The organism is Georgenia sp. X1117 (assembly GCF_057784635.1).
On sequence record NZ_CM173492.1, the window covers coordinates 464,952 to 486,955 of the forward strand.

The 22,004-nt window shown below is 74.4% G+C and carries 17 protein-coding genes and 1 tRNA gene; 3 read left to right on the forward strand and 15 right to left on the reverse strand.

Annotated elements, in window-relative coordinates; translation table 11 throughout:
* Positions 1 to 114: 114 nt before the first annotated feature.
* Positions 115 to 474 (reverse strand): hypothetical protein, encoded by a 360-nt coding sequence (locus AC3D3D_RS02085; protein ID WP_463662220.1) that lies wholly within the window; start codon positions 472 to 474, stop codon positions 115 to 117.
* Positions 475 to 604: 130 nt separating this feature from the next.
* Here AC3D3D_RS02085 and AC3D3D_RS02090 point away from each other — a divergent pair, with 130 nt between their 5' ends.
* A complete protein-coding gene (locus AC3D3D_RS02090) occupies positions 605 to 1,420 on the forward strand; it encodes a class I SAM-dependent methyltransferase (protein WP_463662334.1) in 816 nt (271 codons plus the stop codon).
* Positions 1,421 to 1,433: 13 nt separating this feature from the next.
* On the opposite strand, the gene polA is transcribed toward AC3D3D_RS02090, so the two are convergent.
* The gene (gene polA, locus AC3D3D_RS02095) at positions 1,434 to 4,139 is read right to left on the reverse strand and encodes a DNA polymerase I (protein WP_463662221.1); all 2,706 of its coding nucleotides are present in this window, start codon (positions 4,137 to 4,139) and stop codon (positions 1,434 to 1,436) included.
* 90 nt (positions 4,140 to 4,229) lie between these two features.
* Between polA and AC3D3D_RS02100 the strand changes: the two genes are divergently transcribed.
* Both AC3D3D_RS02100 and AC3D3D_RS02105 read left to right on the forward strand, forming a co-directional pair.
* Positions 4,230 to 5,597 (forward strand): MFS transporter, encoded by a 1,368-nt coding sequence (locus AC3D3D_RS02100; RefSeq protein ID WP_463662222.1) that lies wholly within the window; start codon positions 4,230 to 4,232, stop codon positions 5,595 to 5,597.
* On the forward strand, positions 5,594 to 6,037 hold the full coding sequence (locus AC3D3D_RS02105; protein ID WP_463662223.1) for a PaaI family thioesterase: 444 nt from the start codon (positions 5,594 to 5,596) through the stop codon (positions 6,035 to 6,037). The genes AC3D3D_RS02100 and AC3D3D_RS02105 overlap by 4 nt, the downstream gene beginning before the upstream one ends.
* A 118-nt stretch (positions 6,038 to 6,155) precedes the next feature.
* On the opposite strand, the gene AC3D3D_RS02110 is transcribed toward AC3D3D_RS02105, so the two are convergent.
* The 13 genes from AC3D3D_RS02110 to hisI form a co-directional block, all read right to left on the reverse strand.
* Positions 6,156 to 6,782, reverse strand: a complete 627-nt coding sequence (locus AC3D3D_RS02110; protein ID WP_463662335.1) for an ANTAR domain-containing response regulator — start codon at positions 6,780 to 6,782, stop codon at positions 6,156 to 6,158.
* Positions 6,783 to 6,972: 190 nt separating this feature from the next.
* Positions 6,973 to 7,054 (reverse strand) — tRNA-Leu (locus AC3D3D_RS02115).
* Positions 7,055 to 7,135: 81 nt separating this feature from the next.
* Positions 7,136 to 8,566, reverse strand: coding sequence for a pyruvate kinase (pyk, locus tag AC3D3D_RS02120; RefSeq protein ID WP_463662224.1), 1,431 nt, complete (start codon positions 8,564 to 8,566; stop codon positions 7,136 to 7,138).
* Positions 8,567 to 8,608: 42 nt separating this feature from the next.
* Positions 8,609 to 10,102, reverse strand: a complete 1,494-nt coding sequence (locus tag AC3D3D_RS02125; RefSeq protein ID WP_463662225.1) for a glutamate synthase subunit beta — start codon at positions 10,100 to 10,102, stop codon at positions 8,609 to 8,611.
* Positions 10,095 to 14,633: a glutamate synthase large subunit gene (gene gltB, locus AC3D3D_RS02130; RefSeq protein WP_463662226.1), complete on the reverse strand. Its 4,539-nt coding sequence runs from the start codon at positions 14,631 to 14,633 to the stop codon at positions 10,095 to 10,097. The genes AC3D3D_RS02125 and gltB overlap by 8 nt, the downstream gene beginning before the upstream one ends.
* A gap of 294 nt (positions 14,634 to 14,927) precedes the next feature.
* Entirely contained in the window at positions 14,928 to 16,007 is a 1,080-nt protein-coding gene (gene lgt, locus AC3D3D_RS02135) for a prolipoprotein diacylglyceryl transferase (RefSeq protein WP_463662227.1), read from the reverse strand.
* On the reverse strand, positions 16,004 to 16,813 hold the full coding sequence (gene trpA, locus AC3D3D_RS02140; RefSeq protein ID WP_463662228.1) for a tryptophan synthase subunit alpha: 810 nt from the start codon (positions 16,811 to 16,813) through the stop codon (positions 16,004 to 16,006). The genes lgt and trpA overlap by 4 nt, the downstream gene beginning before the upstream one ends.
* Entirely contained in the window at positions 16,810 to 18,048 is a 1,239-nt protein-coding gene (gene trpB, locus AC3D3D_RS02145) for a tryptophan synthase subunit beta (protein ID WP_463662229.1), read from the reverse strand. The genes trpA and trpB overlap by 4 nt, the downstream gene beginning before the upstream one ends.
* A 95-nt stretch (positions 18,049 to 18,143) precedes the next feature.
* The gene (trpC, locus tag AC3D3D_RS02150) at positions 18,144 to 18,956 is read right to left on the reverse strand and encodes an indole-3-glycerol phosphate synthase TrpC (RefSeq protein ID WP_463662230.1); all 813 of its coding nucleotides are present in this window, start codon (positions 18,954 to 18,956) and stop codon (positions 18,144 to 18,146) included.
* Complete coding sequence (locus tag AC3D3D_RS02155; protein ID WP_463662231.1) at positions 18,953 to 19,267, reverse strand: HGxxPAAW family protein; 315 nt, start codon at positions 19,265 to 19,267, stop codon at positions 18,953 to 18,955. Before AC3D3D_RS02155 ends, trpC begins: the two co-directional genes overlap by 4 nt.
* A gap of 41 nt (positions 19,268 to 19,308) precedes the next feature.
* Positions 19,309 to 19,968 carry a Trp biosynthesis-associated membrane protein gene (locus AC3D3D_RS02160; RefSeq protein ID WP_463662232.1) on the reverse strand — a complete coding sequence of 220 codons (660 nt, stop codon included), beginning with the start codon at positions 19,966 to 19,968 and terminating at the stop codon, positions 19,309 to 19,311.
* Positions 19,965 to 21,575 (reverse strand): anthranilate synthase component I, encoded by a 1,611-nt coding sequence (locus tag AC3D3D_RS02165; protein WP_463662233.1) that lies wholly within the window; start codon positions 21,573 to 21,575, stop codon positions 19,965 to 19,967. The genes AC3D3D_RS02160 and AC3D3D_RS02165 overlap by 4 nt, the downstream gene beginning before the upstream one ends.
* Positions 21,572 to 21,976 (reverse strand): phosphoribosyl-AMP cyclohydrolase, encoded by a 405-nt coding sequence (gene hisI / locus AC3D3D_RS02170; RefSeq protein WP_463662234.1) that lies wholly within the window; start codon positions 21,974 to 21,976, stop codon positions 21,572 to 21,574. Before hisI ends, AC3D3D_RS02165 begins: the two co-directional genes overlap by 4 nt.
* Between the last annotated feature and the right edge of the window lie 28 nt (positions 21,977 to 22,004).

Consider the following 22,004-nt stretch of genomic DNA (forward strand, 5'->3'; position numbering starts at 1 on the left):
AGGTCGCCGTCCAGCATGGTACCGGGGCACGGAAACCCCGACAACCACCACGACGCCGCCCCGCCCGAAGGTGGTGCGGCTCACCTCCGCCCCCTCCGGGTCCGGGGGCCGACGTCAGAGCGCGATGAGCACGCCGAGACCCATGAGCAGCGGCAGGCCGAGGAAGAGCCCGAGGTACAGGGCGATCGCCAGCACCGACAGGCCGTGCGCGCCGCCGCGCCCCGCGTCGGTGTCCGCCGGCGCGTGGCCGTAGTCGTTGCGCGGCCCGAGGTCGTGACCGCGGGGCGCGCCATAGCCGGGGTTCGCGTCGTAGCCGGGGTTCGCGCCGTAGCCCGGGTCGGTGTCGTAGCCGGAGCTGGTGCCGTACCCCGGGTTCGCGCCGTACCCCTGCGGCGCGCCGCGGGCGGGGTCGTACGCACCCGGGCCGCCCACCGCGTAGGGGTCCTGCTGGTCCCAGCCTGATCCGGTGCTCATCGCGCTCCCTCCGGTCCTCGGGGTCCCGCGTCCCCGGACGAACCGTAGCGCCCGGAGGCACCCGACGAACCGTGCCCGGGCGGGCCGCTCTGCCCACGCGTGCGACCATCCGGGCGTGGACGCGACGCGGATGGGCGGGACACCCGGACCCTGGGCGGGCTTCGGGGAGGTCGACGGCGCGGCGGCGGCCCGCGCCAACGCCGCCGCCTGGTCCGCCGACGCCGAGGAGTACCTCCGCGAGCACGGCTCGGTCCTCGGGGCGGCCGACCACATCTGGTGCCCCGAGGGTCTGCGCGAGGCCGACGCCGGGCTGCTCGGCGACCTGGAGGACCTGCGCGGACGCCTCGTCGTCGAGGTCGGCGCCGGCGCCGCGCAGTGCTCCCGGTGGCTGACCGGGCAGGGCGTGCGCGCGCTGGCCACCGACGTCGCGGAGGGGATGCTCACCGCGGCCCGCCGCCTCGACGCGGCCACCGGGACGCGCACGCCCACGCTGCTCGCCGACGCCCGGGCGCTGCCGCTGCCGGACTCGTGCGCGGCGGCCGTCTTCACCGCCTTCGGGGCGATCCCGTTCGTGCCCGACGCGCAGGCGGTGCACCGCGAGGCCGCCCGCGTGCTGCGGCCCGGCGGCCGGTGGGTCGCCGCCGTCACCCATCCGGCCCGCTGGATGTTCCCCGACGACCCGACCCGCGCCGGCACCACCGTCACCCGCTCGTACTTCGACCGTCGCCCGTACGCGGAGGGCGAGGGCGGGCAGGTCACCTACGCCGAGTTCCACCGCACCGTCGGGGACCACGTGCGCGACGTCGTCGGGGCCGGGCTCGAGCTCGTCGACGTCGTCGAGCCCGCGTGGCCCGAGGGCCGCGAGGTCGTCTGGGGCGGGTGGGGGCCGCAGCGTGGCGCCCTGGTGCCCGGCACGCTCATCCTCGTGGCCCGCCGGCCCGGCTGAGCCGCAGCGCCGGTCAGTGGGCGGCGTCGCGCCAGGACCGGCCCACCCCCACCGAGACGTCCAGCGGGACCGACAGGTCGACGGCCGAGCCCATCGTCTCGCGCACGAGGGCCTCGAGCTCCTCGCGCTCGCCGGGCGCCACCTCGAGCACGAGCTCGTCGTGCACCTGGAGCAGGACGTCGGAGACCAGTCCGCGTTCGGCGATCTCGGCGTCGAGCCGGATCATCGCCAGCTTGATGATGTCCGCCGCCGAGCCCTGGATGGGGGCGTTGAGGGCGATCCGCTCCGCCAGCTCGCGGCGCTGGCGGTTGTCCGAGGTGAGGTCGGGCAGGTAGCGGCGCCGGCCCAGGATGGTGGCGGTGTACCCGCGCGTGCGCGCCTCGTCCTGGACGCCGCGCAGGTAGTCGCGCACGCCCCCGAACCGCTCGAAGTAGCCCTCCATGAGGCCGCGCGCCTCGTCGACCTCGACGCCGAGCTGCTGGGACAGGCCGAAGGCGCTGAGCCCGTAGGCCAGGCCGTAGCTCATCGCCTTGATCCGGCGGCGCTGCTCGGCGCTGACCTGGTCGACCTCGACGCCGAAGACCCGGGCCGCGACGAAGGCGTGCAGGTCCTCCCCCGAGCGGAACGCCTCGATGAGACCGGCGTCGCCGGAGAGATGGGCCATGATGCGCATCTCGATCTGTGAGTAGTCCGCCGTCATCAGCGACTCGCCGGCCGCGCTGACGACGAAGGCCTGCCGGATGCGCATGCCGTCCTCGCTGCGCACGGGCACGTTCTGCAGGTTGGGGTCCTTCGAGCTCAGGCGCCCCGTCGCCGCCACCGTCTGCTGGAAGGTGGTGCGGATGCGGCCGTCGTCCTGGACCTCGGCCCGCAGCCCGTCGACGGTCTGGCGCAGCTTGATCTGCTCCCGGTGCCGCAGGAGGGCTACGAGGAAGGGGTGCTGCGTCTGGGCCAGCAGCCACTCCAGCGCGTCGGCGTTCGTGGTGTAACCGGTCTTCGTGCGCTTGGTCCGCGGCATGTCCAGCTGGTCGAAGAGCACCTCCTGGAGCTGCTTCGGGCTGCCGAGGTTGACCTCCCGGCCGATCGCCTCGTAGGCCGCGGCCGCCGCGGCCTCCACCTCGCCGCCGAAGCCGGCGGAGAGCTCGTCGAGGTAGTCGGTGTCGACCGTGATGCCCCGCTGCTCCATCCCCTGCAGGACGCGCTGGACGGGCAGCTCGAGATCGGTGAGCAGCCCCGAGCCGCCGGCCTCCTCGAGCTCGGTGGCCAGCGGCACGGCCAGCGCCAGGCTCGCGTGCGCACGGCGGGCCAGCGCCTCGTCGGCGGCCCCCTCGTCCGGGGAGAGGTCGAGCTCGCCCTGCGCCGAGGCGGACTCGGGGTCGAGCTGCAGGCCGAGGCGCTCCATCGCCAGGTCGGCGAGCTCGAGGTGCCGGGCGTCGGGCCGGGCGATGTACCCGGCCAGGGCGGGGTCGAACGTCACGCCGGCGAGCACCAGGCCCGAGCCGTGCAGCGCGTGCCAGGCGGACTTGGCGCCGTGCACCGCCTTGGGGGCCGCCGGGTCGGCGAGCCAGTCCCGCAGCGCCCGCTCGTCCGCCCGGGTGACCTCGGTGAGGTCGCGCACGAGCGCGTGCGCCTCGTCGTCGGCGACGGCCACGGCGGTCGCCTCCCCGCGGCCGGGCCGCCCGGAGCCCGCCACGTGCAGGCCGAGCCGGTTCCCGGCCCGCGCCGCGAACCACTCGCCCAGCTTGCCCTCGGCGACCACGTCGACCGTGAGCACCGGGCCCTGCGGCTCGGGCGCGGTGCCGTCGTCGGGCAGGGCGGCGAACAGGCGGGTGCGCAGCTCGGTGAACTCCAGGACGTCGAAGAGCCGGGTGAGCTCGGCCCGGTCCGGCTCGCCGAGCGGCAGGTCGGCCAGGGCGGCGCCGACGTCGGCGTCGGTGAGCAGGTGGTTGAGCCGGCGGTTGCGCAGGACGTCGGACAGGTGGGTACGCAGGGACTCCCCCGCCTTGCCCGGGACCTCGTCGACGCGGGCGACGATGTTGTCCAGCCCGTCGAACTGGTTGATCCACTTCGCCGCGGTCTTGGGCCCCACCCCGGGCACGCCGGGCAGGTTGTCGGCGGTCTCGCCCGTCAGTGCCGCGATCTCGGGGTAGCGGGCGGGCGGCACCCCGTACTTCTCCTCGACCGCCGTCGGGGTCATCCGGGTCACGGTCTTCACGCCCTTGATCGGGTAGAGCACGGTGACCTGCTCGTCGACGAGCTGGAAGACGTCCCGGTCGCCCGAGACCACCGAGACCGTCATCCCCTCGGCCGAGCCCTGGTGGGCGAGCGTGGCGATGATGTCGTCGGCCTCGATGCCGTCCTTCTCCAGCGTCGGCACCCCGGCGGCCCGGAGCACCTCGGCGATGAGCGGCACCTGACCCTTGAAGGCCTCCGGGGTCGCGTCCCGGCCGCCCTTGTAGTCCGCGTACTCCTCGTCGCGGAAGGTGGGGCCGTGGGTGTCGAACGCGACCGCCACGTGCGTGGGCCGCTCGTCGGTGAGCAGGTTGACCAGCATCGCCACGAATCCGTAGATCGCGTTGGTGCTCTGGCCCGCGGAGTTGACGAACTTCTCCGCCGGCAGGGCGAAGAAGGCGCGGAAGGCCATCGAGTGCCCGTCGACGAGCAGCAGGCGTCGCTCGGTGGGCTCGGGGGTGTCGCTCGGTCCGGTGGTGTCGCTCACCCGGCCCAGCCTAGGACCCGGCGCCGACACGGTCGCGCCCGACGGCGGGACGGCTCCGCCGTCTCCTCCGCGTCCTGGCAGGCTGACCCGGTGCCTCCCTCCCCCGGCCGCCGCCGCCTCGCCTACGCGGCCGGCATGTTCGGCTCGTCGCTGCCGATCAACCTCGTGCGCGGCTCGATCCTCCTGTACTACGTCGACACCCTCGGGCTGGACGCCCGCGCATACGGCACGGTGATGGCGGTGTACGCGGTCGTCGACGCCGTCGACAACCCCGTCTTCGGGCACCTCTCGGACCGCACCCGCACCCGCCTCGGCCGCCGTCGCCCCTGGCTGCTGGTGGCCGTGCCCGCGCTCGTCGCGGTCTTCGTGGCCCTGTTCTCGGCCCCCACCACCCTCGACGGCGCCGCGCTGGTCGCCTGGTTCGCCGTCTTCGTCATCCTCACCGAGGCCGCCGACTCCCTGTTCAACGCCAACTACACCGCCCTGCTCCCCGAGCTGTTCCCCGGCGAGGCCGAGCGCAGCACCGTCAACGCCATGCGGCAGGCCTTCCAGCTGGCCGCGATGGTGGTCTCGGTGGCCCTGACCCCGGTGCTCACCACCCGCTGGCTCGGCAGCGAGCACGGTCCGGAGGGCTTCACCCGCACGGCCCTCCTGCTCGGAGTGGTCGCCCTGCTCGTCATGGGCGCGATGGCGCTGACCGTGCGGGAGGACCTCGAGGTCCAGGCCGAGCCCCGCACCCGGTTCACCGCCGCGATCGGCGGCGTGCTGCGGACCCGCGAGCTGTGGCTGGTCGGGGTGACCACCGCCGGCTACGGGGCGGCCCTCGGGCTCATGCTCTCGGGCCTCCAGCTGTGGATGCGCTACACCCTCGAGCGTCCCGTCGCGTGGGCGACCCCGGTGCTCGCGGCGGCGATCGTCGTCGCCGCGGCGGTGCTGCCGATGTGGGCCTTCCTCGTGCGCCGCGTCGGAGCGCCGCGGGCCTGGCGGTGGGCGCTGACCTGGCTTGCCCTGTCGTTCCTGCCGCTGTGGTTCGTCGGCTCCGTGCCCGCCGCCGTGGCCGTGGCCGGCGTCATCGGGGTCGGCTACGGCGGGGTGCTGGCCACCACCGACCTCGTGACCGCGCGGGTGCTCGACCGGGACGCCCGCCGCACGGGGCTGCACCGCGAGGGCGTGTTCCTCGGCACGTTCGGGGTCTTCGCCCGCCTCACCGGGGCGCTCGCCGGGCTCGCCCTCGCCTCGTTGGACCCGCTGTTCGGGTACGTCTCCGGCGATCAGCCCGGCGAGACCCCCGGGCTCGCCTTCCGCGTCTACACCTGCCTGTACCCGGCCGCGCTGGTCGGGGTCGCGGTGGTCGCCTCGCGCCTCGTGCGGGTCGACGACGAGACCGGCGGCCGACCCGCGGTCCGCGCGGACGAGCCCCCGCAGCCCCCGCCGGGTCGTGGCACCCTGCCCGCATGACCGAGAACACCACCGCCGGGCAGGGACCGGCCGACGCCGACCTGCTCGCCCGCTTCGCCCAGGTCGCCGAGAGCGGGCTGGCCGCCGCCATGGGCCTCGAGCTGCTCCACGCCGAGCGCGGCGACGTCCGCGCCCGCATCCCCGTCGAGGGCAACACCCAGCCGATGGGGCTGCTGCACGGGGGCGCCAGCGCCGCGCTGGCGGAGACCGTGGGCAGCTGCGCGGCGATGCTCGCCGCCCCCGAGGGGCACGTCCCGGTCGGCACCGACCTCAACGCCACCCACCACCGCGGCGCACGCGCCGGCCACGTCACCGCGCGGGCGACCCCGCTGCACGAGGGGCGCCGCGCCGCCAGCTACGCCGTCGAGGTCCGTGACGACGAGGGCAGGCTGGTCTGCACCGCGCGCCTGTCCTGCCTGTTCGTGGCCGCCCGCCCCTGAGACCGGTCCCCCGGGGCTGGCTCACGGGGCCGGCCGTCGGCGTCGGCCGCCGGGACACCGACGACGAGGCGCCCGGACCCCACCGGGTCCGGGCGCCTCGTGGCAGCGGGGGCGCGCGTCAGCCGCGGCCGCCCACCTGCTCGATGACGGCGTCGGCGACCTCGCGCATGGTCAGGCGGCGGTCCATCGACGTCTTCTGGATCCAGCGGAAGGCCTCCGGCTCGGACAGGCCCATCTTCGTCTGCAGCAGGCCCTTGGCCCGGTCCACGCGCTTGCGGGTCTCGAACTGGTCGACCAGCGAGGCGACCTCGGACTCCAGCGCGATGATCTCCTCGTGGCGGCTGACCGCGATCTCCACCGCCGGCACGAGGTCGGCGGGGGTGAACGGCTTGACGACGTACGCCATCGCCCCGGCCTCCCGGGCGCGCTCGACGAGCTCCTTCTGGGAGAAGGCGGTGAGCATGACGACGGCGCAGGTCCGGTCGGCCATGATCTTCTCGGCCGCGGTGATCCCGTCCATCACGGGCATCTTCACGTCCATGACGATCGCGTCGGGCTCGAGCTCGGCAGCCAGGCGCACGGCCTGCTCGCCGTCGGAGGCCTCGCCCACGACCTCGAAGCCGGCGTCGCGGAGGGTCTCGACGATGTCGAGGCGGATGAGCGTCTCGTCCTCGGCGACGACGACACGCCTGCCGTCGCCGTCCGTGCCGGTCTCCTCGCTCGCCTCGGGGGCGGACGTGAGGATGTCCGAGAGGTCGTCGGACTCGCGCTTGCTGGTGTCCGGCTCGGCGTCGTCGCCTGCGGAGCGTTCGGTCGTGGTCACCGGTACAGCGTAGGACACGGCGGGATCACGGGGCGATCCTGCGTGCATGTGAGCCTCGCCCCGTGAGGGCGGTGCACGATCGTGCTCGGCTCCGTGCACGGAGGCGCGGGGGTGCTCCCGGCGGGACTCGAACCCGCACACCCGAGGGCGCCGCATTTTGAGTGCGGTGTGTCTGCCAGTTCCACCACGGGAGCGCACGCCCCGCGCCTTGTGGGCGCGGGGACGGCTGCGTCCCGGGGGTACGGCGCCGTGCCGCTCCCCCGGGACGCCCGGTCTCAGCGCTTGTCGAGCCGGTAGGTCTCGCCGACGCGGTGCACGCGGATGGAGTTCGTGCTGCCCACCTTCTGCGGCGGCATGCCGGCGACGATGACGACCGGGTCGCCGTCGGCGGCCAGCCCGTTGTCCCGCAGGAAGCCGTCGACCTGGTCGACCATCTCGTCGGTGTGCGCGACGGCCTCGACGAGGTAGGGCTGCACGCCCCAGGACAGCGCCAGCCGGTTGCAGGTCTCCGCCGAGGGCGTGAAGGCCAGCAGCGGGATCGGCGAGCGCAGGCGCGACATGCGGCGCGCGGTGTCGCCGGACTGGGTGAACGTGGCCAGGTAGGGGACGTCGAGCGTGGCGGCGACCTCGGCGGCGGCGCGGGTCATCACGCCCGAGCGCGTGGCGGGCGTCGAGCCGAGCGGGGCGATGCGCTCGCCGCCGTGCTCCTCGGTGTGCTCGACGATGCGGGCCATCGTGCGCACGGCCTCGATCGCGTACTTCCCGACCGAGGTCTCGCCGGAGAGCATGACCGCGTCGGCGCCGTCGAGCACCGCGTTGGCGCAGTCCGAGGCCTCGGCGCGGGTCGGGCGCGGGTTGCCGATCATCGACTCCAGCACCTGGGTGGCCACGATGACCGGCTTGGCCCGGCGGCGGGCGATCTCGATGGCGCGCTTCTGCACCAGCGGCACGTCCTCGAGCGGGAGCTCCACGCCGAGGTCGCCGCGGGCGACCATGATGCCGTCGAAGGCGTCGACGATCTCCTCGAGGGCGTCGACGGCCTGGGGCTTCTCGATCTTGGCGACGACCGGGAGGCGGCGCCCCTCCTCGTCCATCACGTCGTGCACGGCCTGGACGTCCTCGGCGTTGCGCACGAAGGACAGGGCGATGAAGTCGACCGGCAGGCCGAGCGCCCAGCGCAGGTCCTCGGTGTCCTTCTCCGACATCGCCGGCACGGAGACGGCCACGCCGGGCAGGTTGAGGCCCTTGTGGTTGGAGACCGGGCCGCCGACCTCGACGCGGGTGATCACGCGGGGGCCGTCGACCTCGACCACGCGCACCGCGACCTTGCCGTCGTCGATGAGGATGCGGTCGCCGGGCTTGCAGTCGCCGGGCAGGCCCTTGTAGGTGGTCGAGGCGAGCTCGACGGTGCCCTCGACCTCCTCGGTGGTGATGGTGAAGGTGGCGCCGTCGACGAGCTCGACCTCGCGGTCGATGAAGTTGCCCAGGCGGATCTTGGGGCCCTGGAGGTCCACGAGGACGGCGACCGGACGACCGGCGGCCTCGGCGGCCTCGCGGACGCGGTGGATGACCTTCTCGTGCTCCTCCGCGACCCCGTGGCTGCGGTTGATGCGGGCGACGTCCATGCCCGCGTCGACGAGCTCCTGGACCTTCTCGGGACTGTCGGTGGCCGGACCGAGGGTGGCGACGATCTTTGCTCTGCGCATGGCCTCAGCCTAGTTGTCCCGCGAGCGCGTGCGCGCCCCGGCTCATACGGTGACCTGGACGGTGGTGGGACGCACCGGGGCGGGCAGCTCGGTGGCCCCGCGCAGCGACCGGTCGACCGCCGCGGCAGCGGACCGGCCCTCGGCGATGGCCCAGACGATGAGCGACTGGCCGCGCCCGGCGTCGCCCGCGACGAACACGCCCGGGACGGACGTGGCGAAGTCCTCGTCGCGCTCGATGCGCCCGCGCCCGTCGACGGCCACCCCGAGCTGGTCGACGATGCCGTCGGTGGGCACGCCGGTGAAGCCCATGGCCAGCAGGACGAGCTGGGCGGGGATGGTCCGCGTCGTGCCCGCCACCGGGACGGGGCGGCCGTCCTCGAACCGCACCTCGGTGACCTCGAGGTGGGTGACGGCCCCCTCGCCGGCGCTGCCGTCGGAGACGAAGCGTGCGGTCGAGGTCGCGTACACCCGCTCACCGCCCTCCTCGTGGGCCGAGGAGACGCGGTAGATCATCGGGTAGGTCGGCCAGGGCTGGCCCGGCGCCCGGTCCTCGCCCGGTCGCGGCATGATCTCGAGCTGGGTGACCGAGCGGGCCCCCTGCCGGGTGGCGGTGCCCAGGCAGTCCGCGCCGGTGTCGCCGCCACCGATGATGACCACGTCCTTGCCCTCGGCGGTGATCTGGTCGGGGACCTCCTCGCCGTGGACCACGCGGGTGGCCTGCGGCAGGTAGTCCATCGCCTGGTGGACGCCGGCCAGCTCGCGCCCCGGCACGGGCAGCTCGCGCGGGATCGTCGAGCCCAGCGCGAGCACGACGGCGTCGTACCGCTCGAGGAGGTCCTCCCCCGACAGCGCGTCGGCGCCGGACCCGCCGACGTCGGTCGAGGGCCGGAAGATCGTGCCCTCGGCGCGCATCTGCTCCAGACGCCGGTCGAGGTGGGCCTTCTCCATCTTGAACTCGGGGATGCCGTAGCGCAGGAGCCCCCCGACGGCGTCGGCACGCTCGAGGACGGCCACGGTGTGGCCGGCCCGGGTCAGCTGCTGGGCGGCGGCGAGCCCGGCGGGCCCCGAGCCGACGACGGCGACCGTGCGCCCGGTCAGCCGCTGCGGCACCTGCGGGGTGACGTAGCCCTCGTCGAAGGCGCGGTCGATGATCGACTGCTCGACGTTCTTGATCGTCACGGCGGGCTGGTTGACCCCGAGCACGCAGGCGCTCTCGCAGGGGGCGGGGCACAGCCGACCGGTGAAGTCGGGGAAGTTGTTCGTCGCGTGCAGACGCTCGATCGCCCGGGCGAAGTCGCCGCGGCGCACGAGGTCGTTCCACTCGGGGATGAGGTTGCCCAGCGGGCAGCCGTTGTGGCAGAAGGGGATGCCGCAGTCCATGCAGCGGCCGGCCTGCCGGCGCAGGGTCGGCTCGAACGAGGGGTCGGCGCCGCGCTCGGCGTAGACCTCGCGGTAGTCGCGGATCCGCACGGGCACGGGCCGCCGGGCGGGCAGCTCGCGCTCGCGCCGGTCGAGGAATCCTCTGGGGTCAGCCACGGGTCGCCTCCATGATGTCGGTCCACACGCTCGGTGCGGCGGGGTCGAGACCGTCCTCGGTGGCGCGGGCCAGGGCCGCGGAGACCGCGGCGTAGCGCCGCGGCAGGATCCGCGTGAGGCGCGTGCGCAGCGCGGGGCGGTCGGTGAGCAGCTCGGCGGCGACCGTCGACCCGGTGAGGTCGCGGTGGCGCTCGAGCAGGTCGACGACGACGGCGAGGTCGTCGGTGTCAGGCTCGTCCAGGAGCAGGTCCCCGGCCGCGGCCGCGTCCGGGTTGAGCAGGTCGCGGTCGAGGTCGAGCACGTAGGCAGTGCCGCCGGACATGCCGGCGCCGATGTTGCGGCCGGTGGGGCCCAGGACCAGCATCGTGCCGCCGGTCATGTACTCCGCCGCGTGGTCGCCCACGCCCTCGACGACGAGCGTCGCGCCGGAGAGCCGCACGCCGAACCGCTCGCCGACGCGGCCGCGCAGGAAGATCTCGCCCGACGTGGCGCCGTAGCCGATGACGTTGCCGGCCACGACGTTGTCCTCCGCGACGAAGCCCGCCTGCTCGTCGGGCCGGACCACGATCCGGCCGCCGGACAGGGACTTGCCGACGTAGTCGTTGGCGTCGCCGAGCAGGGTGAGCGAGACGCCGCGCGGCAGGAGCGCCCCGAAGGACTGTCCCGCCGAGCCGCGCAGGGTGAGGTCGATGGTGCCCTCGGGCAGGCCCTGGGCGCGGTACCGACGGGTGACCTCGTGACCGAGCATCGTGCCGACGGTGCGGTTGACGTTGCGCACCGCCAGCTCGGCGCGTACCGGCTCGCCGCGCTCGAGGGCCGGGGCCGCGAGCCGGATGAGCTCGTTGTCCAGGGCGCGGTCGAGGCCGTGGTCCTGGGCACGGACGTGGTGCAGGCGCGAGCCCTCCTTGGGCTCGACGCGGGACAGCATCGGCGCGAGGTCCAGGCCGGCGGACTTCCAGTGCCGGACCGCACGCTCGCCGTCGAGGAGCTCGACGCGGCCCACGGCCTCCTCGATCGAGCGCAGCCCCAGCGAGGCGAGGATCTCGCGGACCTGCTCGGCGAGGAACTCGAAGAAGGTGACGACGTGGTCGGCCTGCCCGGCGAAGCGGGCGCGCAGCTCGGGGTTCTGGGTGGCCACGCCCACCGGACAGGTGTCGAGGTGGCAGACCCGCATCATCACGCAGCCCGAGACCACCAGCGGTGCGGTCGCGAAGCCGAACTCCTCGGCGCCCAGCAGCGCGGCCACGACGACGTCGCGCCCGGTCTTGAGCTGGCCGTCAGTCTGCACGACGATGCGGTCGCGCAGGTCGTTGAGCACCAGCGTCTGCTGCGTCTCGGCCAGGCCCAGCTCCCAGGGGCCGCCGGCGTGCTTGAGCGAGGTGAGCGGGCTGGCGCCGGTCCCGCCGTCGTGCCCCGAGACGAGCACGACGTCGGCGTGGGCCTTGGACACGCCCGCCGCGACGGTGCCGACCCCGACCTCGGAGACGAGCTTGACGTGCACCCGGGCCGAGGGGTTGGCGTTCTTCAGGTCGTGGATGAGCTGGGCGAGGTCCTCGATGGAGTAGATGTCGTGGTGCGGGGGCGGTGAGATGAGCCCGACGCCCGGGGTGGAGTGCCGGGTCGTGGCCACCCACGGGTAGACCTTGTGGCCGGGCAGCTGCCCGCCCTCGCCCGGCTTGGCGCCCTGGGCCATCTTGATCTGGATGTCGTCGGCCTGGGTGAGGTACTCCGACGTCACGCCGAAGCGGCCCGAGGCGACCTGCTTGATCGACGAGCGACGCTCGGGGTCGTAGAGCCGGTCGGCGTCCTCCCCGCCCTCGCCGGTGTTCGACTTCCCGCCGAGGCGGTTCATGGCGATCGCCAGGGTCTCGTGGGCCTCGGCGGAGATGGAGCCGTAGCTCATCGCGCCGGTGGAGAAGCGCTTGACGATCTCGCTGACCGGCTCGACCTCCTCGAGCGGCACGGGGTCGAGCTCGCCGGTGCGCAGGCGCAGCAGCCCGCGGACGGTCATCAGCCGCTCGGCCTGGTCGTCGACCCGGTCGGTGTACTGGCGGAAGATGTCGGAGCGGCGGTTGCGGGTGGAATGCTGCAGACGGAAGACGGTCTCGGGGTCGAACAGGTGGGGCTCGCCGTCGCGGCGCCACTGGTACTCCCCGCCGGTCTCCAGCTCGCGGTGGGCCGGGGAGATGCCCGAGCGCGGGTAGGCGACGGCGTGCCGCGCGGCGACCTCCGCGGCGATGACGTCCAGGCCGACCCCGCCCAGCGGCGTCGGGGTGGCGGTGAAGTACTCGTCGACGAGCTCCTGGGACAGGCCGACGGCCTGGAAGAGCTGGGCGCCGCGGTAGGAGGGCACGGTGGAGACGCCCATCTTCGACATCACCTTGAGCACGCCCTTGCCGAGGGCCTTGATGACGTTGCGCACCGCCGCCTCGGCGCTGACGCCGGTCACCTCGCCGTCCTCGACGAGGCGCTCGGCGGTCTCCATGGCCAGGTAGGGGTTGACGGCGGCGGCTCCGTAGCCCACGAGCAGGGCGACGTGGTGGACCTCGCGCACGTCGCCGGCCTCCACGAGCAGGGAGATCCGCGTGCGGGTCCGACGCCGCAGCGTGTGGTGGTGGACCGCCGAGGTGAGCAGCAGGGACGGGATGGGGGCCATCGCGGCCGTGGCGTGCCGGTCGGAGAGCACGACGAAGCTCGCGCCGTCGGCGACCGCGGCATCGACCTCGGCGAAGATCTCCTCGAGCCTCTCGCGCAGCGCCTGACCGCCGCCGGCGACCGGGTACAGGCCCGAGATCGTCACGGCGGTGAAGCCGCGGCCGGTGCGGCGCGCCCGGTCGATGTGGCGCACCTTGTCCAGCTGGTCGTTGTCGATCGTGGGGAAGGGCAGCACGAGCTTGCGGGCGTGCTCTGGGCTCTCGACGAGCATGTTCGGCTCGGGGCCGATCGCCCCGACCAGCGAGGTGACGAGCTCCTCGCGGATGGCGTCCAGCGGCGGGTTGGTCACCTGCGCGAAGTTCTGGGAGAAGTAGTCGAAGAGCAGGCGCGGGCGGGTGGAGAGCACGGCGATCGGGGTGTCGGTGCCCATGGAGCCGATGGCCTCGGCGCCGGTGGCCGCCATCGGCCGCACGAGGACGCGCACCTCCTCCTCGGTGTAGCCGAACATCTGCTGCCGGCGGACCACCGACTGCGCGGAGTGGCCGGTGTGCTCCCGCTCGGGCAGCGCCTCGAGGCGGACGAGGCCCTCGTCGAGCCACTCCTGGTAGGGGTGGGCCGACGCGAGGGAGGTCTTGATCTCCTCGTCGGGGACGATCCGTCCCTCCTCGGTGTCGACGAGGAACATCGTGCCCGGCTCGAGCCGACCCTTCGCGACGACGGTCGCCGGGTCGAGGTCGAGCACCCCGGACTCCGAGGCGAGCACGACGAGACCGTCGGCGGTCTGCCACCACCGTCCGGGCCGCAGGCCGTTGCGGTCCATGACGGCCCCGGCCACCGCGCCGTCGGTGAAGCAGATCGCCGCGGGCCCGTCCCAGGGCTCCATGATGGTGCCGGTGTACTCGTAGAAGGCACGCAGGTCGGCGGGCATGCTCGCGTCGTTCTGCCAGGCCTCGGGGACCATCGTCAGCACCGCGTGCGGCAGCGAGCGGCCACCGAGGTGGAGCAGCTCGAGGACCTCGTCGAAGGTGGCCGAGTCCGAGGCGCCGGGGGTGTTGATCGGCAGCAGCGGGGCGACGTCGCCGAGCAGCTCGGAGGTCAGGGTGCCCTCCCGGGCGGCCATCCAGTTGCGGTTGCCGCGCACGGTGTTGATCTCGCCGTTGTGCGCGACGAAGCGGAAGGGGTGGGCCAGCGGCCAGCTGGGGAAGGTGTTGGTCGAGAAGCGCGAGTGCACCAGGGCGATCGAGGTGACCACGCGCTCGTCGGTGAGGTCGGGGAAGAACGGGCCGAGCTGGCCGGTGGTAAGCATCCCCTTGTAGGTGATGGTGCGCGGGGAGAGCGAGGCGAAGTAGACGCCGGCGTTGTCCGAGCGCTTGCGCAGGCGGTACACCCTGCGCTCGAGGTCGATGCCGGTCAGGCCGTCGGCCGCCACGAACAGCTGGCGCATGGTCGGCATCGTCGCGCGGGCGGTGGGACCCACGTCCGAGGGGTCGACGGGCACCGAGCGCCAGCCGAGGACCTCGATGCCCTCCTCGGCCGCGATGGACTCGACCAGCTCGACGGCGGCGCGGCGCTCCCCCGGTCCGGGGAGGAAGGCGATGCCGACGGCGTAGGAGCCGGCCGGGGGCAGCTCGAAGTCCACCTCGGCGCGCAGGAAGGCGTCGGGGACCTGCAGGAGGATGCCCGCACCGTCACCGGTGGCCTCCTCGGCGCCGACCGCCCCGCGGTGCTCGAGGTTGGCCAGTGCCGTCAGAGCGGCGTCGACGATGTCCCGGCCGGGCCACCCACGCGTCGTCGCGACCATCGCGACGCCGCAGGCGTCGTGCTCGTTGGCCGGGTCGTACAGGCCGTGTCGTGCGGGGATCCCGGTCTGGACCATCGTCCGTCCTCCATCTGGGCAATCGTCGGCGCCCTGGTGGTGCCCGGCGCCGCCGGCCGGACCTCGGCTACACCCTACGCATCCTTGACCCTCGAGAGACCGATGCTTGGCGCCCTGTTGACGCACGCCGGGTGACGCGCGGACCGCCAGTGTGCGCCCGTGACTGTTTCGAGGATGTTTCATCGAGGTGACCCCATGTGACGGCATACGAGGAGCCCGTCCCCGGAGAGCACCTGGGTGCTGCCCGGGGACGGGCTCCTCGACGCCGGCGGCCGCGCCGGCCCGGTGGGGCGACTAGCGGGTGGGCCGCTCCTCGGCGGGCGGTCCGGCCTCGTCGACCTCGTCGGTCGTGCCGGTCTCGTCGGCATGCTCGGCGTCGTCGGTCGGACCGCCGTCGTCGGTGGCCTCGCCGCCGGGCGGATCGTCGTCGGTCGGGTCTGCGTCGTCGGACGGACCGGTCGTGTCCTTCGGGTCGGCCCCCTCGCCGTCGACGACCGCGGACGCGGCCGGGCCGCGGCCGGGCAGCCAGATCTCGTCGCGGTCGGGGCGCGCCCGCGCGCGGCGGGTGAGCCAGACGATCATCGCGACGCCGACCACCCAGCCGATGATCGCCAGGATCTGGTGGATACGCATGCCGGCGATGATCATCGACGGGTCGGTGCGCAGCGACTCCGTCAGCGTGCGCCCGGTGAGCCAGATGATGACGTAGAGCCAGAACACCCGGCCGCCGTCGAGCCGGAGCCGGCGCTGGAGCGCGACGAGGACCACGGCGCCGGCGAGGTTCCACAGCCCCTCGTAGAGGAACGTCGGGTGCACCAGCTCGGGCAGCTCGCGGTCGATGCGCAGGCCCCACGGCAGGTCGGTGGGGGTGCCGTAGAGCTCCTGGTTGAAGTAGTTGCCGAGGCGCCCCACGGCCTGGGCCACGAGCATGCCCGGCGCCAGGGCGTCGGCGAACGGTCCGATGCGCAGGCCGCGCCTGGTCAGGCCGATGTAGGCACCCAGGGCGCCGAACACGACGGCACCCATGATCCCCAGGCCGCCCTCCCAGATCTTGAGGGCGTCGAGCAAGTTGCCGTCCGGGCCGAAGAAGTCCTGCGGGTGGGTGGCCACGTGGTAGATGCGCGAGCCGACGATCCCGAAGGGGACCATCCAGTACAGGGCGATGTCGAGCGCGGTCTCGGCCGGACCGCCCTTGCGGGTGTAGCGGCGGTCGAGGATCCACCAGGCCAGGACGGCGCCGAGGATGATCGCCAGCGCGTAGGCGCGCAGCGGGAACGGTCCGAGGTACCAGACGTTGCCCGGCGGGCTGGGGATGCCCGCCTGGGCCGCCACGGTGCCGGCCTGCGCGAGCAGCGCCCCGGCGCCGTGGATCATGCGCGGCCCTCCCGCACGCCCTGGGCCAGCTCGGCGGTGAGGTCCCCGAGCGCGGCCAGCCCCTCGGCGGTGGTGCGCCCCGAGCCGAGGGCCTTGATGAGCGCCGAGCCGACGATGACGCCGTCGGCGTAGCCGGCCACCTCGGCGGCCTGCTCGCGGTTCGACACGCCGATGCCCATGCAGGCGCGCTCGGCGCCGGCGGCCTTGGTCCGGGCCACCAGCTCGGCGCCTCCCCCGGCCAGGGAGTCCTGCAGCCCGGTGACGCCCATCCGGCTGGCGACGTAGACGAAGCCGCGCGAGGCGGCCGCCACCGTGCGCAGCCGCTCGTCGGAGGAAGCGGGGGCCACGAGGAAGACCTTGTCCAGGCCGTGCTCGTCGGCCGCGACGGTCCAGCGACCCGCCTCCTCGGGGATGAGGTCGGGGGTGATGAGGCCCGCGCCGCCGGCGGAGGCCAGGTCGGCGGCGAAGCGCTCGACCCCGTAGGCGTAGACCGGGTTGTAGTAGGTCATCACCAGCACGGCGGCCCCGGTGGCCGCGACCTGCTCGACGGCGGAGAGCACCTCGCGGGTGCGGGTGCCCCCGGCCAGGGCGACGTCGCCGGAGTGCTGGATGACCGGGCCGTCCATGCCCGGGTCCGAGTAGGGCAGGCCGAGCTCGACGACGTCGGCGCCGTTGTCCACGGCCACCCGGGCGGCCTCGACGGAGGCGGCGAGGTCGGGGTAGCCGGCCGAGAGGTAGGCCACGAGCGCGGCCCGGCCCTCGCCGAGGGCCCGGTCGATGGCGTCGCCCGCGTGCGTGGTGCTCATGCGTCCTCCCCGAGGCCGAAGTACTCGATGGCCGTGCCCATGTCCTTGTCCCCGCGGCCCGAGAGGTTGACGAGGATGATCGGCGGCTCACCGTCCGCGCCGCTCTCGCGCCACTCGCGGCCGATGCGCAGGGCGCCGGCCAGCGCGTGCGCCGACTCGATGGCCGGGATGATGCCCTCGGTGCGGGAGAGCAGCGCGAAGGCGTCCATCGCCTCGGCGTCGGTGACCTGCTGGTACTCGGCGCGGCCGAGGTCGGCGAGCCAGGCGTGCTCGGGCCCCACGCCCGGGTAGTCCAGGCCGGCCGAGATCGAGTGGGACTCGATGGTCTGCCCGTCCTCGTCGTGCAGCAGGTAGGACAGCGAGCCCTGGAAGACGCCGGGGCGGCCGCCGCCGATCGCCGCGGCGTGCCGGCCGGTGTCGACGCCGTCGCCGGCGGCCTCGAGCCCGACGAGCCGCACGCCCTCGTCGTCGAGGAAGGCGTTGAAGATGCCGATGGCGTTCGAGCCGCCGCCGACGCAGGCGGTGACGACGTCGGGCAGGCGGCCGGTCAGGGCGAGCACCTGCTCGCGGGCCTCCTCGCCGATGACCTTCTGCAGGTCGCGCACGAGCTCCGGGAAGGGGTGGGGGCCGGCGGCCGTGCCGAACACGTAGTTCGTGGTGCCGACGTTGGTCACCCAGTCGCGGAAGGCCTCGGAGATGGCGTCCTTGAGGGTGGCCGAGCCGTTGGTCACGGACACGACCTCGGCGCCGAGCAGCTGCATCCGGGCCACGTTGAGCGACTGGCGCCGCACGTCCTCGGCGCCCATGTAGATCGTGCACTCCAGGCCCATGAGTGCGGCCGCCGTGGCGGTGGCGACGCCGTGCTGGCCGGCCCCGGTCTCGGCGATGACCCGGGTCTTGCCGACCTTCCTCGTCAGGAGGCCCTGGCCGAGGACGTTGTTGATCTTGTGCGAGCCGGTGTGGTTGAGGTCCTCGCGCTTGAGCAGGACGCGGGCCCCGCCGGCGTGCTCGGCGAACCGGGGCGCCTCGGTGAGCAGCGAGGGTCGGCCGATGTAGGTCGCGGCCAGCTCGCCCATCTCCCGGTGGAACTCCTCGGAGTCCTTCATCTCCTCCCAGGCGCGGGTGAGGTCGTCGAGCGCGACGATCAGGGCCTCGGAGACGAACCGCCCGCCGAACTGTCCGAAGTAGGGGCCGCTGGCCTCGGACAGCTTGCCCGGGTCGTCGGTGTACTGCACGTGGAACTCCTTCCGGGCGCGGGGCGCCCGATCTCGCGCGGACCGCTGCGGTCCGGTGGTGCGTGGCGGGCCCGCGTGCGGTCCGCCGGGCGTCCTCAGGCCCGACCGTTGCTCGAGGAGGGGTGGGCGCCGGCCGACACGTAGTCGGCGACCGCGCGGCGCGGGTCGTCGTGGACGACGAGGGCCTCGCCGACGAGCACGGCGTCGGCGCCCTGGCGGGCGTAGTCCAGGACGTCGTGGACGCTGCGCACCCCGGACTCGGCGACCCGGACGATGCCGTCGGGGACGACGTCGACGACCTCGGCGAAGACCCGCCGGTCGACCTCGAGGGTCTTGAGGTTGCGGGAGTTGATGCCGATGACGCGGGCGCCGGCGTCGCGGGCGCGCATCGCCTCCTCGCGGTCGTGGGCCTCGACGAGCGCGGTCATGCCCAGGGAGTGGACGCGCTCGACCAGGGAGGTCAGCACGGTCTGCTCGAGGGAGGCGACGATGAGCAGGACGATGTCGGCGCCGTGGGCCCGCGCCTCCCACACCTGGTAGGGCGTGACGACGAAGTCCTTGCGCAGGACCGGGACGTCGACCGCGGCGCGCACGGCGTCCAGGTCGGCCAGCGAGCCGCCGAAGCGGCGCTCCTCGGTGAGGACCGAGATCGCCGCGGCCCCGCCCTCGGCGTAGGCGGCGGCCAGCACCGCCGGGTCGGGGACGTCGGCGAGGGCGCCCTTGGAGGGGCTGCGGCGCTTGCACTCGGCGATGACGGTCACGGAGCCGTCCCCGCGCAGGGCGCTGACGGCGTCGCGCGCGGCGGGCCGGGAGCGGGCGATCTCCTTGAGCTTGTCGAGCGGGAGCGCGGCCTCGCGGACGGCGAGGTCCTCGAGCACGCCCGCGACGATCTCGTCGAGGACGTTCACTGCGACCGGTCCTCCGCCTGCTCCGCCGACGGCTCGTACCACTCGGTGGGCTGCCGGCGCTCGACCTTCTGCCCGCGGCCGGCCAGGCGCAGGACGAGGCCGAGCAGGAGACCGACGACCATGACGACCGGGCCGGCCACCCAGGTGAGCACGTCCCGCTCGAGGATGAGGCCGACGCAGGAGACGAGCACGCCGAGGGTCACGACGACGACCATCGCCCAGCCGGCCACGGTCTTGCCCTCGTTGTGGGGCGGCGCGGCACGCGGCAGGCGGTAGCCGTCCTGGTGCTGCTCGAGGCTCGTGCCGGTCACGGCGGCTCCTTCGTTCGTGGTGCGGGGCGTCGGCCCCGAGCCTACCTGTCGCCCGCGGTCGGGTCCTCCCCGCGTCCGAGCGCGTCCCAGTCGTCGACGTAGCGGTCCCGGGCGGCGTCCGCCGCGGCGCTGGCCGAGCCCGGGTGGGCGATGCCGTCCGGGTCCGTGGCGGGCGACGCCGGGCGCGACCCGGCGGCGGGCACGCCGCGCTCGAAGCGGCGTCCGGCCGACGACCACCGGGGCGCCAGGGCGAGCAGCACGACGCCGAGCAGGCACATCGCGGCGCCGATGACGACGGCGCCCCAGGGCCACAGGGTCGCGGTGGCCTCGTGGACGGTGGGCGCGTTGGTGCCGGTGGCCACGCGCGCGTCGGCGAGCATGAGCGCGGCCGGTTCGCGGGCCGCCCCGGCCGCGCCGATGACGACGACGACGCCGGCCCCGAAGGTGGCCACCCCCGCGACGGTGGTGCCCACCCGGCCGGACATCGCGGCGAGCAGTGCGGCGGCGCCCGCGACCAGCGCGCCGGCCCACACCGCCGGAGCGCCGGACATCCCGGTGGCCGAGAGCTCGACCGTCCCGGTGGCGGTCTCCAGGCGCCCCTCGGCCCACGTGGGCAGCGCGAGGACGACCGTGGCCGCCACCGCCACCAGGACGAGCAGGACGATGCGGCCCCGCCCGGGCACCGTGCGCGTCCGGGTCATCCGGCCGTCCCGGCGTCGGGGCCGGCCGCACCCGCCGGTCGCAGCCGGGAGGCGAGGCGGACCGAGCGGATGGCGGCCGCGGCCTTGTTCGTGGCCTCCTCGAGCTCGGTGGCCGGCTCGGAGTCGGCGACGATCCCCGCCCCGGCCTGGACCGAGGCGCGACCGCCGTGCAGCACGGCGGTGCGGATGGCGATCGCCAGGTCCGCGTCGCCGGCGAGGTCGAGGTAGCCGACCACCCCGCCGTACACGCCGCGACGGGCCGGCTCGAGCTCGTCGATGAGCTCGACCGCGCGCACCTTGGGCGCCCCGGACAGGGTCCCGGCCGGGAAGGTCGCCCGCAGGCAGTCCAGGGCGGTGACGCCCTCGCGCTTGCGCCCGGTGACGGTGGAGCTGATGTGCATGATGTGGCTGAACCGCTTGATCTCCATCAGCTCGGTGACCTCGACGCTCTCCGGGCGGCAGACCTTGGACAGGTCGTTGCGCGCGAGGTCGACGAGCATGACGTGCTCGGACAGCTCCTTGGGGTCGGCGAGCAGCTCGTCGGCGAGCTCGCGGTCCTCGGCGGCCTTCGTGCCCCGCGGGCGGGAGCCGGCGATGGGGAAGGTGACGACCTCCTCCCCGGTGACCCGCACGAGGGTCTCGGGCGAGGAGCCGACCACGTGCAGGACCCCGTCGGCGCCGTCGTCGAGAGCGAACAGGTACATGTACGGGCTCGGGTTGACGGTGCGCAGGATGCGGTAGACGTCCAGCGGGTCGGCCTCGGTGGCCACGTCGAGGCGCTGGGACAGGACGACCTGGAAGACCTCGCCGTCGACGATGGCCTGCTTGCCCACGCGCACCGCCTCCTGGAAGTCCTCGTCGGAGAAGCGGGGCGTGACCGGCGGCAGGGGCGCCGCGGGGTCGAGCACGGCGGCGTGCGCGGGGCCGGGGGCGAGCAGGTCGGCCTGCATGGCGTCCAGACGGGCGAGCGCGTCGGCGTGGGCCTCGTCGACGCGCTCGTCGCTGCCGTCGGTGTTGACCGCGTCGGCGACCAGCCACAGGGTCCCGTCGGCGTGGTCGAGCGCGACGAGGTCGCTGGCCAGGCACAGCGCGACCTCGGGGACGTCGCTGTCGGCGGGGGCCCGCCGCGGCAGGGTGGGCTCCCACTCGTGGACGACGTCCCAGCCGAGCGAGCCGACGAAGCCGCCGGTCAGCGGGGGCAGGCCCTCGATCGCGGGGGTGCCCAGCACCTCCAGCGCCGCGGTGAGGACCTCGAGGACCGGGCCCTCGGTGGGGATGCCGGCCGGCACGTCGCCGCGCCAGGCGGCCCGGCCGCCGCGGGAGGTGAGCGTGGCGCGGGAGCCGACGCCGACGAAGCTCCACCGCGACCAGCGGCCGGCCTCGGCGGACTCCATGAGGAAGGTGCCGGGCCGGGAGGCGGCCAGGCGCCGGTAGACGCCGATGGGGGTGACGTCGTCAGCGAGCAGCCGGCGCACGACGGGCACGACCCGGCGGTCCGCGGCCAGCTCGCGGAACTCGGGCAGGCTCGGCCACGTGGTGCCCCACGGCAGGTCGCCCGGCGTCGGGCCGCCGGTGGCGGCGTCGGGTGCGTCGTGCGAGCCGGTCATCGCTCGGCCCCCGGTGCGAGAGCCAGCTCGCCGCCCGCCTCGAAGCACGAGCGGGTGCCGGTGTGGCAGGCCGGGCCGACCTGGTCGACGGTCACCAGCAGCGCGTCCCCGTCGCAGTCGAGCGACACCGAGCGGACGTGCTGGACGTGCCCCGAGGTGTCGCCCTTGCGCCACAGCTCCTGACGGGAGCGTGACCAGTACCAGGCCCGACCGGTGGTCAGGGTGCGGTGCAGGGCCGTCTCGTCCATCCACGCCACCATGAGCACGTCGCGGGACTCGTGGTCCTGGACCACGGCGCACACCAGGCCCTGCGGGTCGAGGCGCAGCCGCCGGGCGACCTGCGGGTCGAGGGCGACGCCGTCCGTCGTCGCGGGGGGCGTCGTCGAGGGGGTCTCGGGCACCAGGCCATGGTGCCACGGGGCCGCACGG

Excerpts from the sequence above, each read along its gene's own strand:
- trpA (WP_463662228.1), bottom strand. The coding sequence starts at position 16,813 with ATGAGCACCACGCACGCGGGCGACGCCATCGACCGGGCCCTCGGCGAG.
- AC3D3D_RS02165 (WP_463662233.1), bottom strand. The coding sequence starts at position 21,575 with ATGACCGGCTCGCACGACGCACCCGACGCCGCCACCGGCGGCCCGACG.
- AC3D3D_RS02090 (WP_463662334.1), top strand. The coding sequence starts at position 605 with ATGGGCGGGACACCCGGACCCTGGGCGGGCTTCGGGGAGGTCGACGGC.
- AC3D3D_RS02085 (WP_463662220.1), bottom strand. The coding sequence starts at position 474 with ATGAGCACCGGATCAGGCTGGGACCAGCAGGACCCCTACGCGGTGGGC.
- gltB (WP_463662226.1), bottom strand. The coding sequence starts at position 14,633 with ATGGTCCAGACCGGGATCCCCGCACGACACGGCCTGTACGACCCGGCC.
- pyk (WP_463662224.1), bottom strand. The coding sequence starts at position 8,566 with ATGCGCAGAGCAAAGATCGTCGCCACCCTCGGTCCGGCCACCGACAGT.
- AC3D3D_RS02105 (WP_463662223.1), top strand. The coding sequence starts at position 5,594 with ATGACCGAGAACACCACCGCCGGGCAGGGACCGGCCGACGCCGACCTG.
- lgt (WP_463662227.1), bottom strand. The coding sequence starts at position 16,007 with ATGATCCACGGCGCCGGGGCGCTGCTCGCGCAGGCCGGCACCGTGGCG.
- AC3D3D_RS02160 (WP_463662232.1), bottom strand. The coding sequence starts at position 19,968 with ATGACCCGGACGCGCACGGTGCCCGGGCGGGGCCGCATCGTCCTGCTC.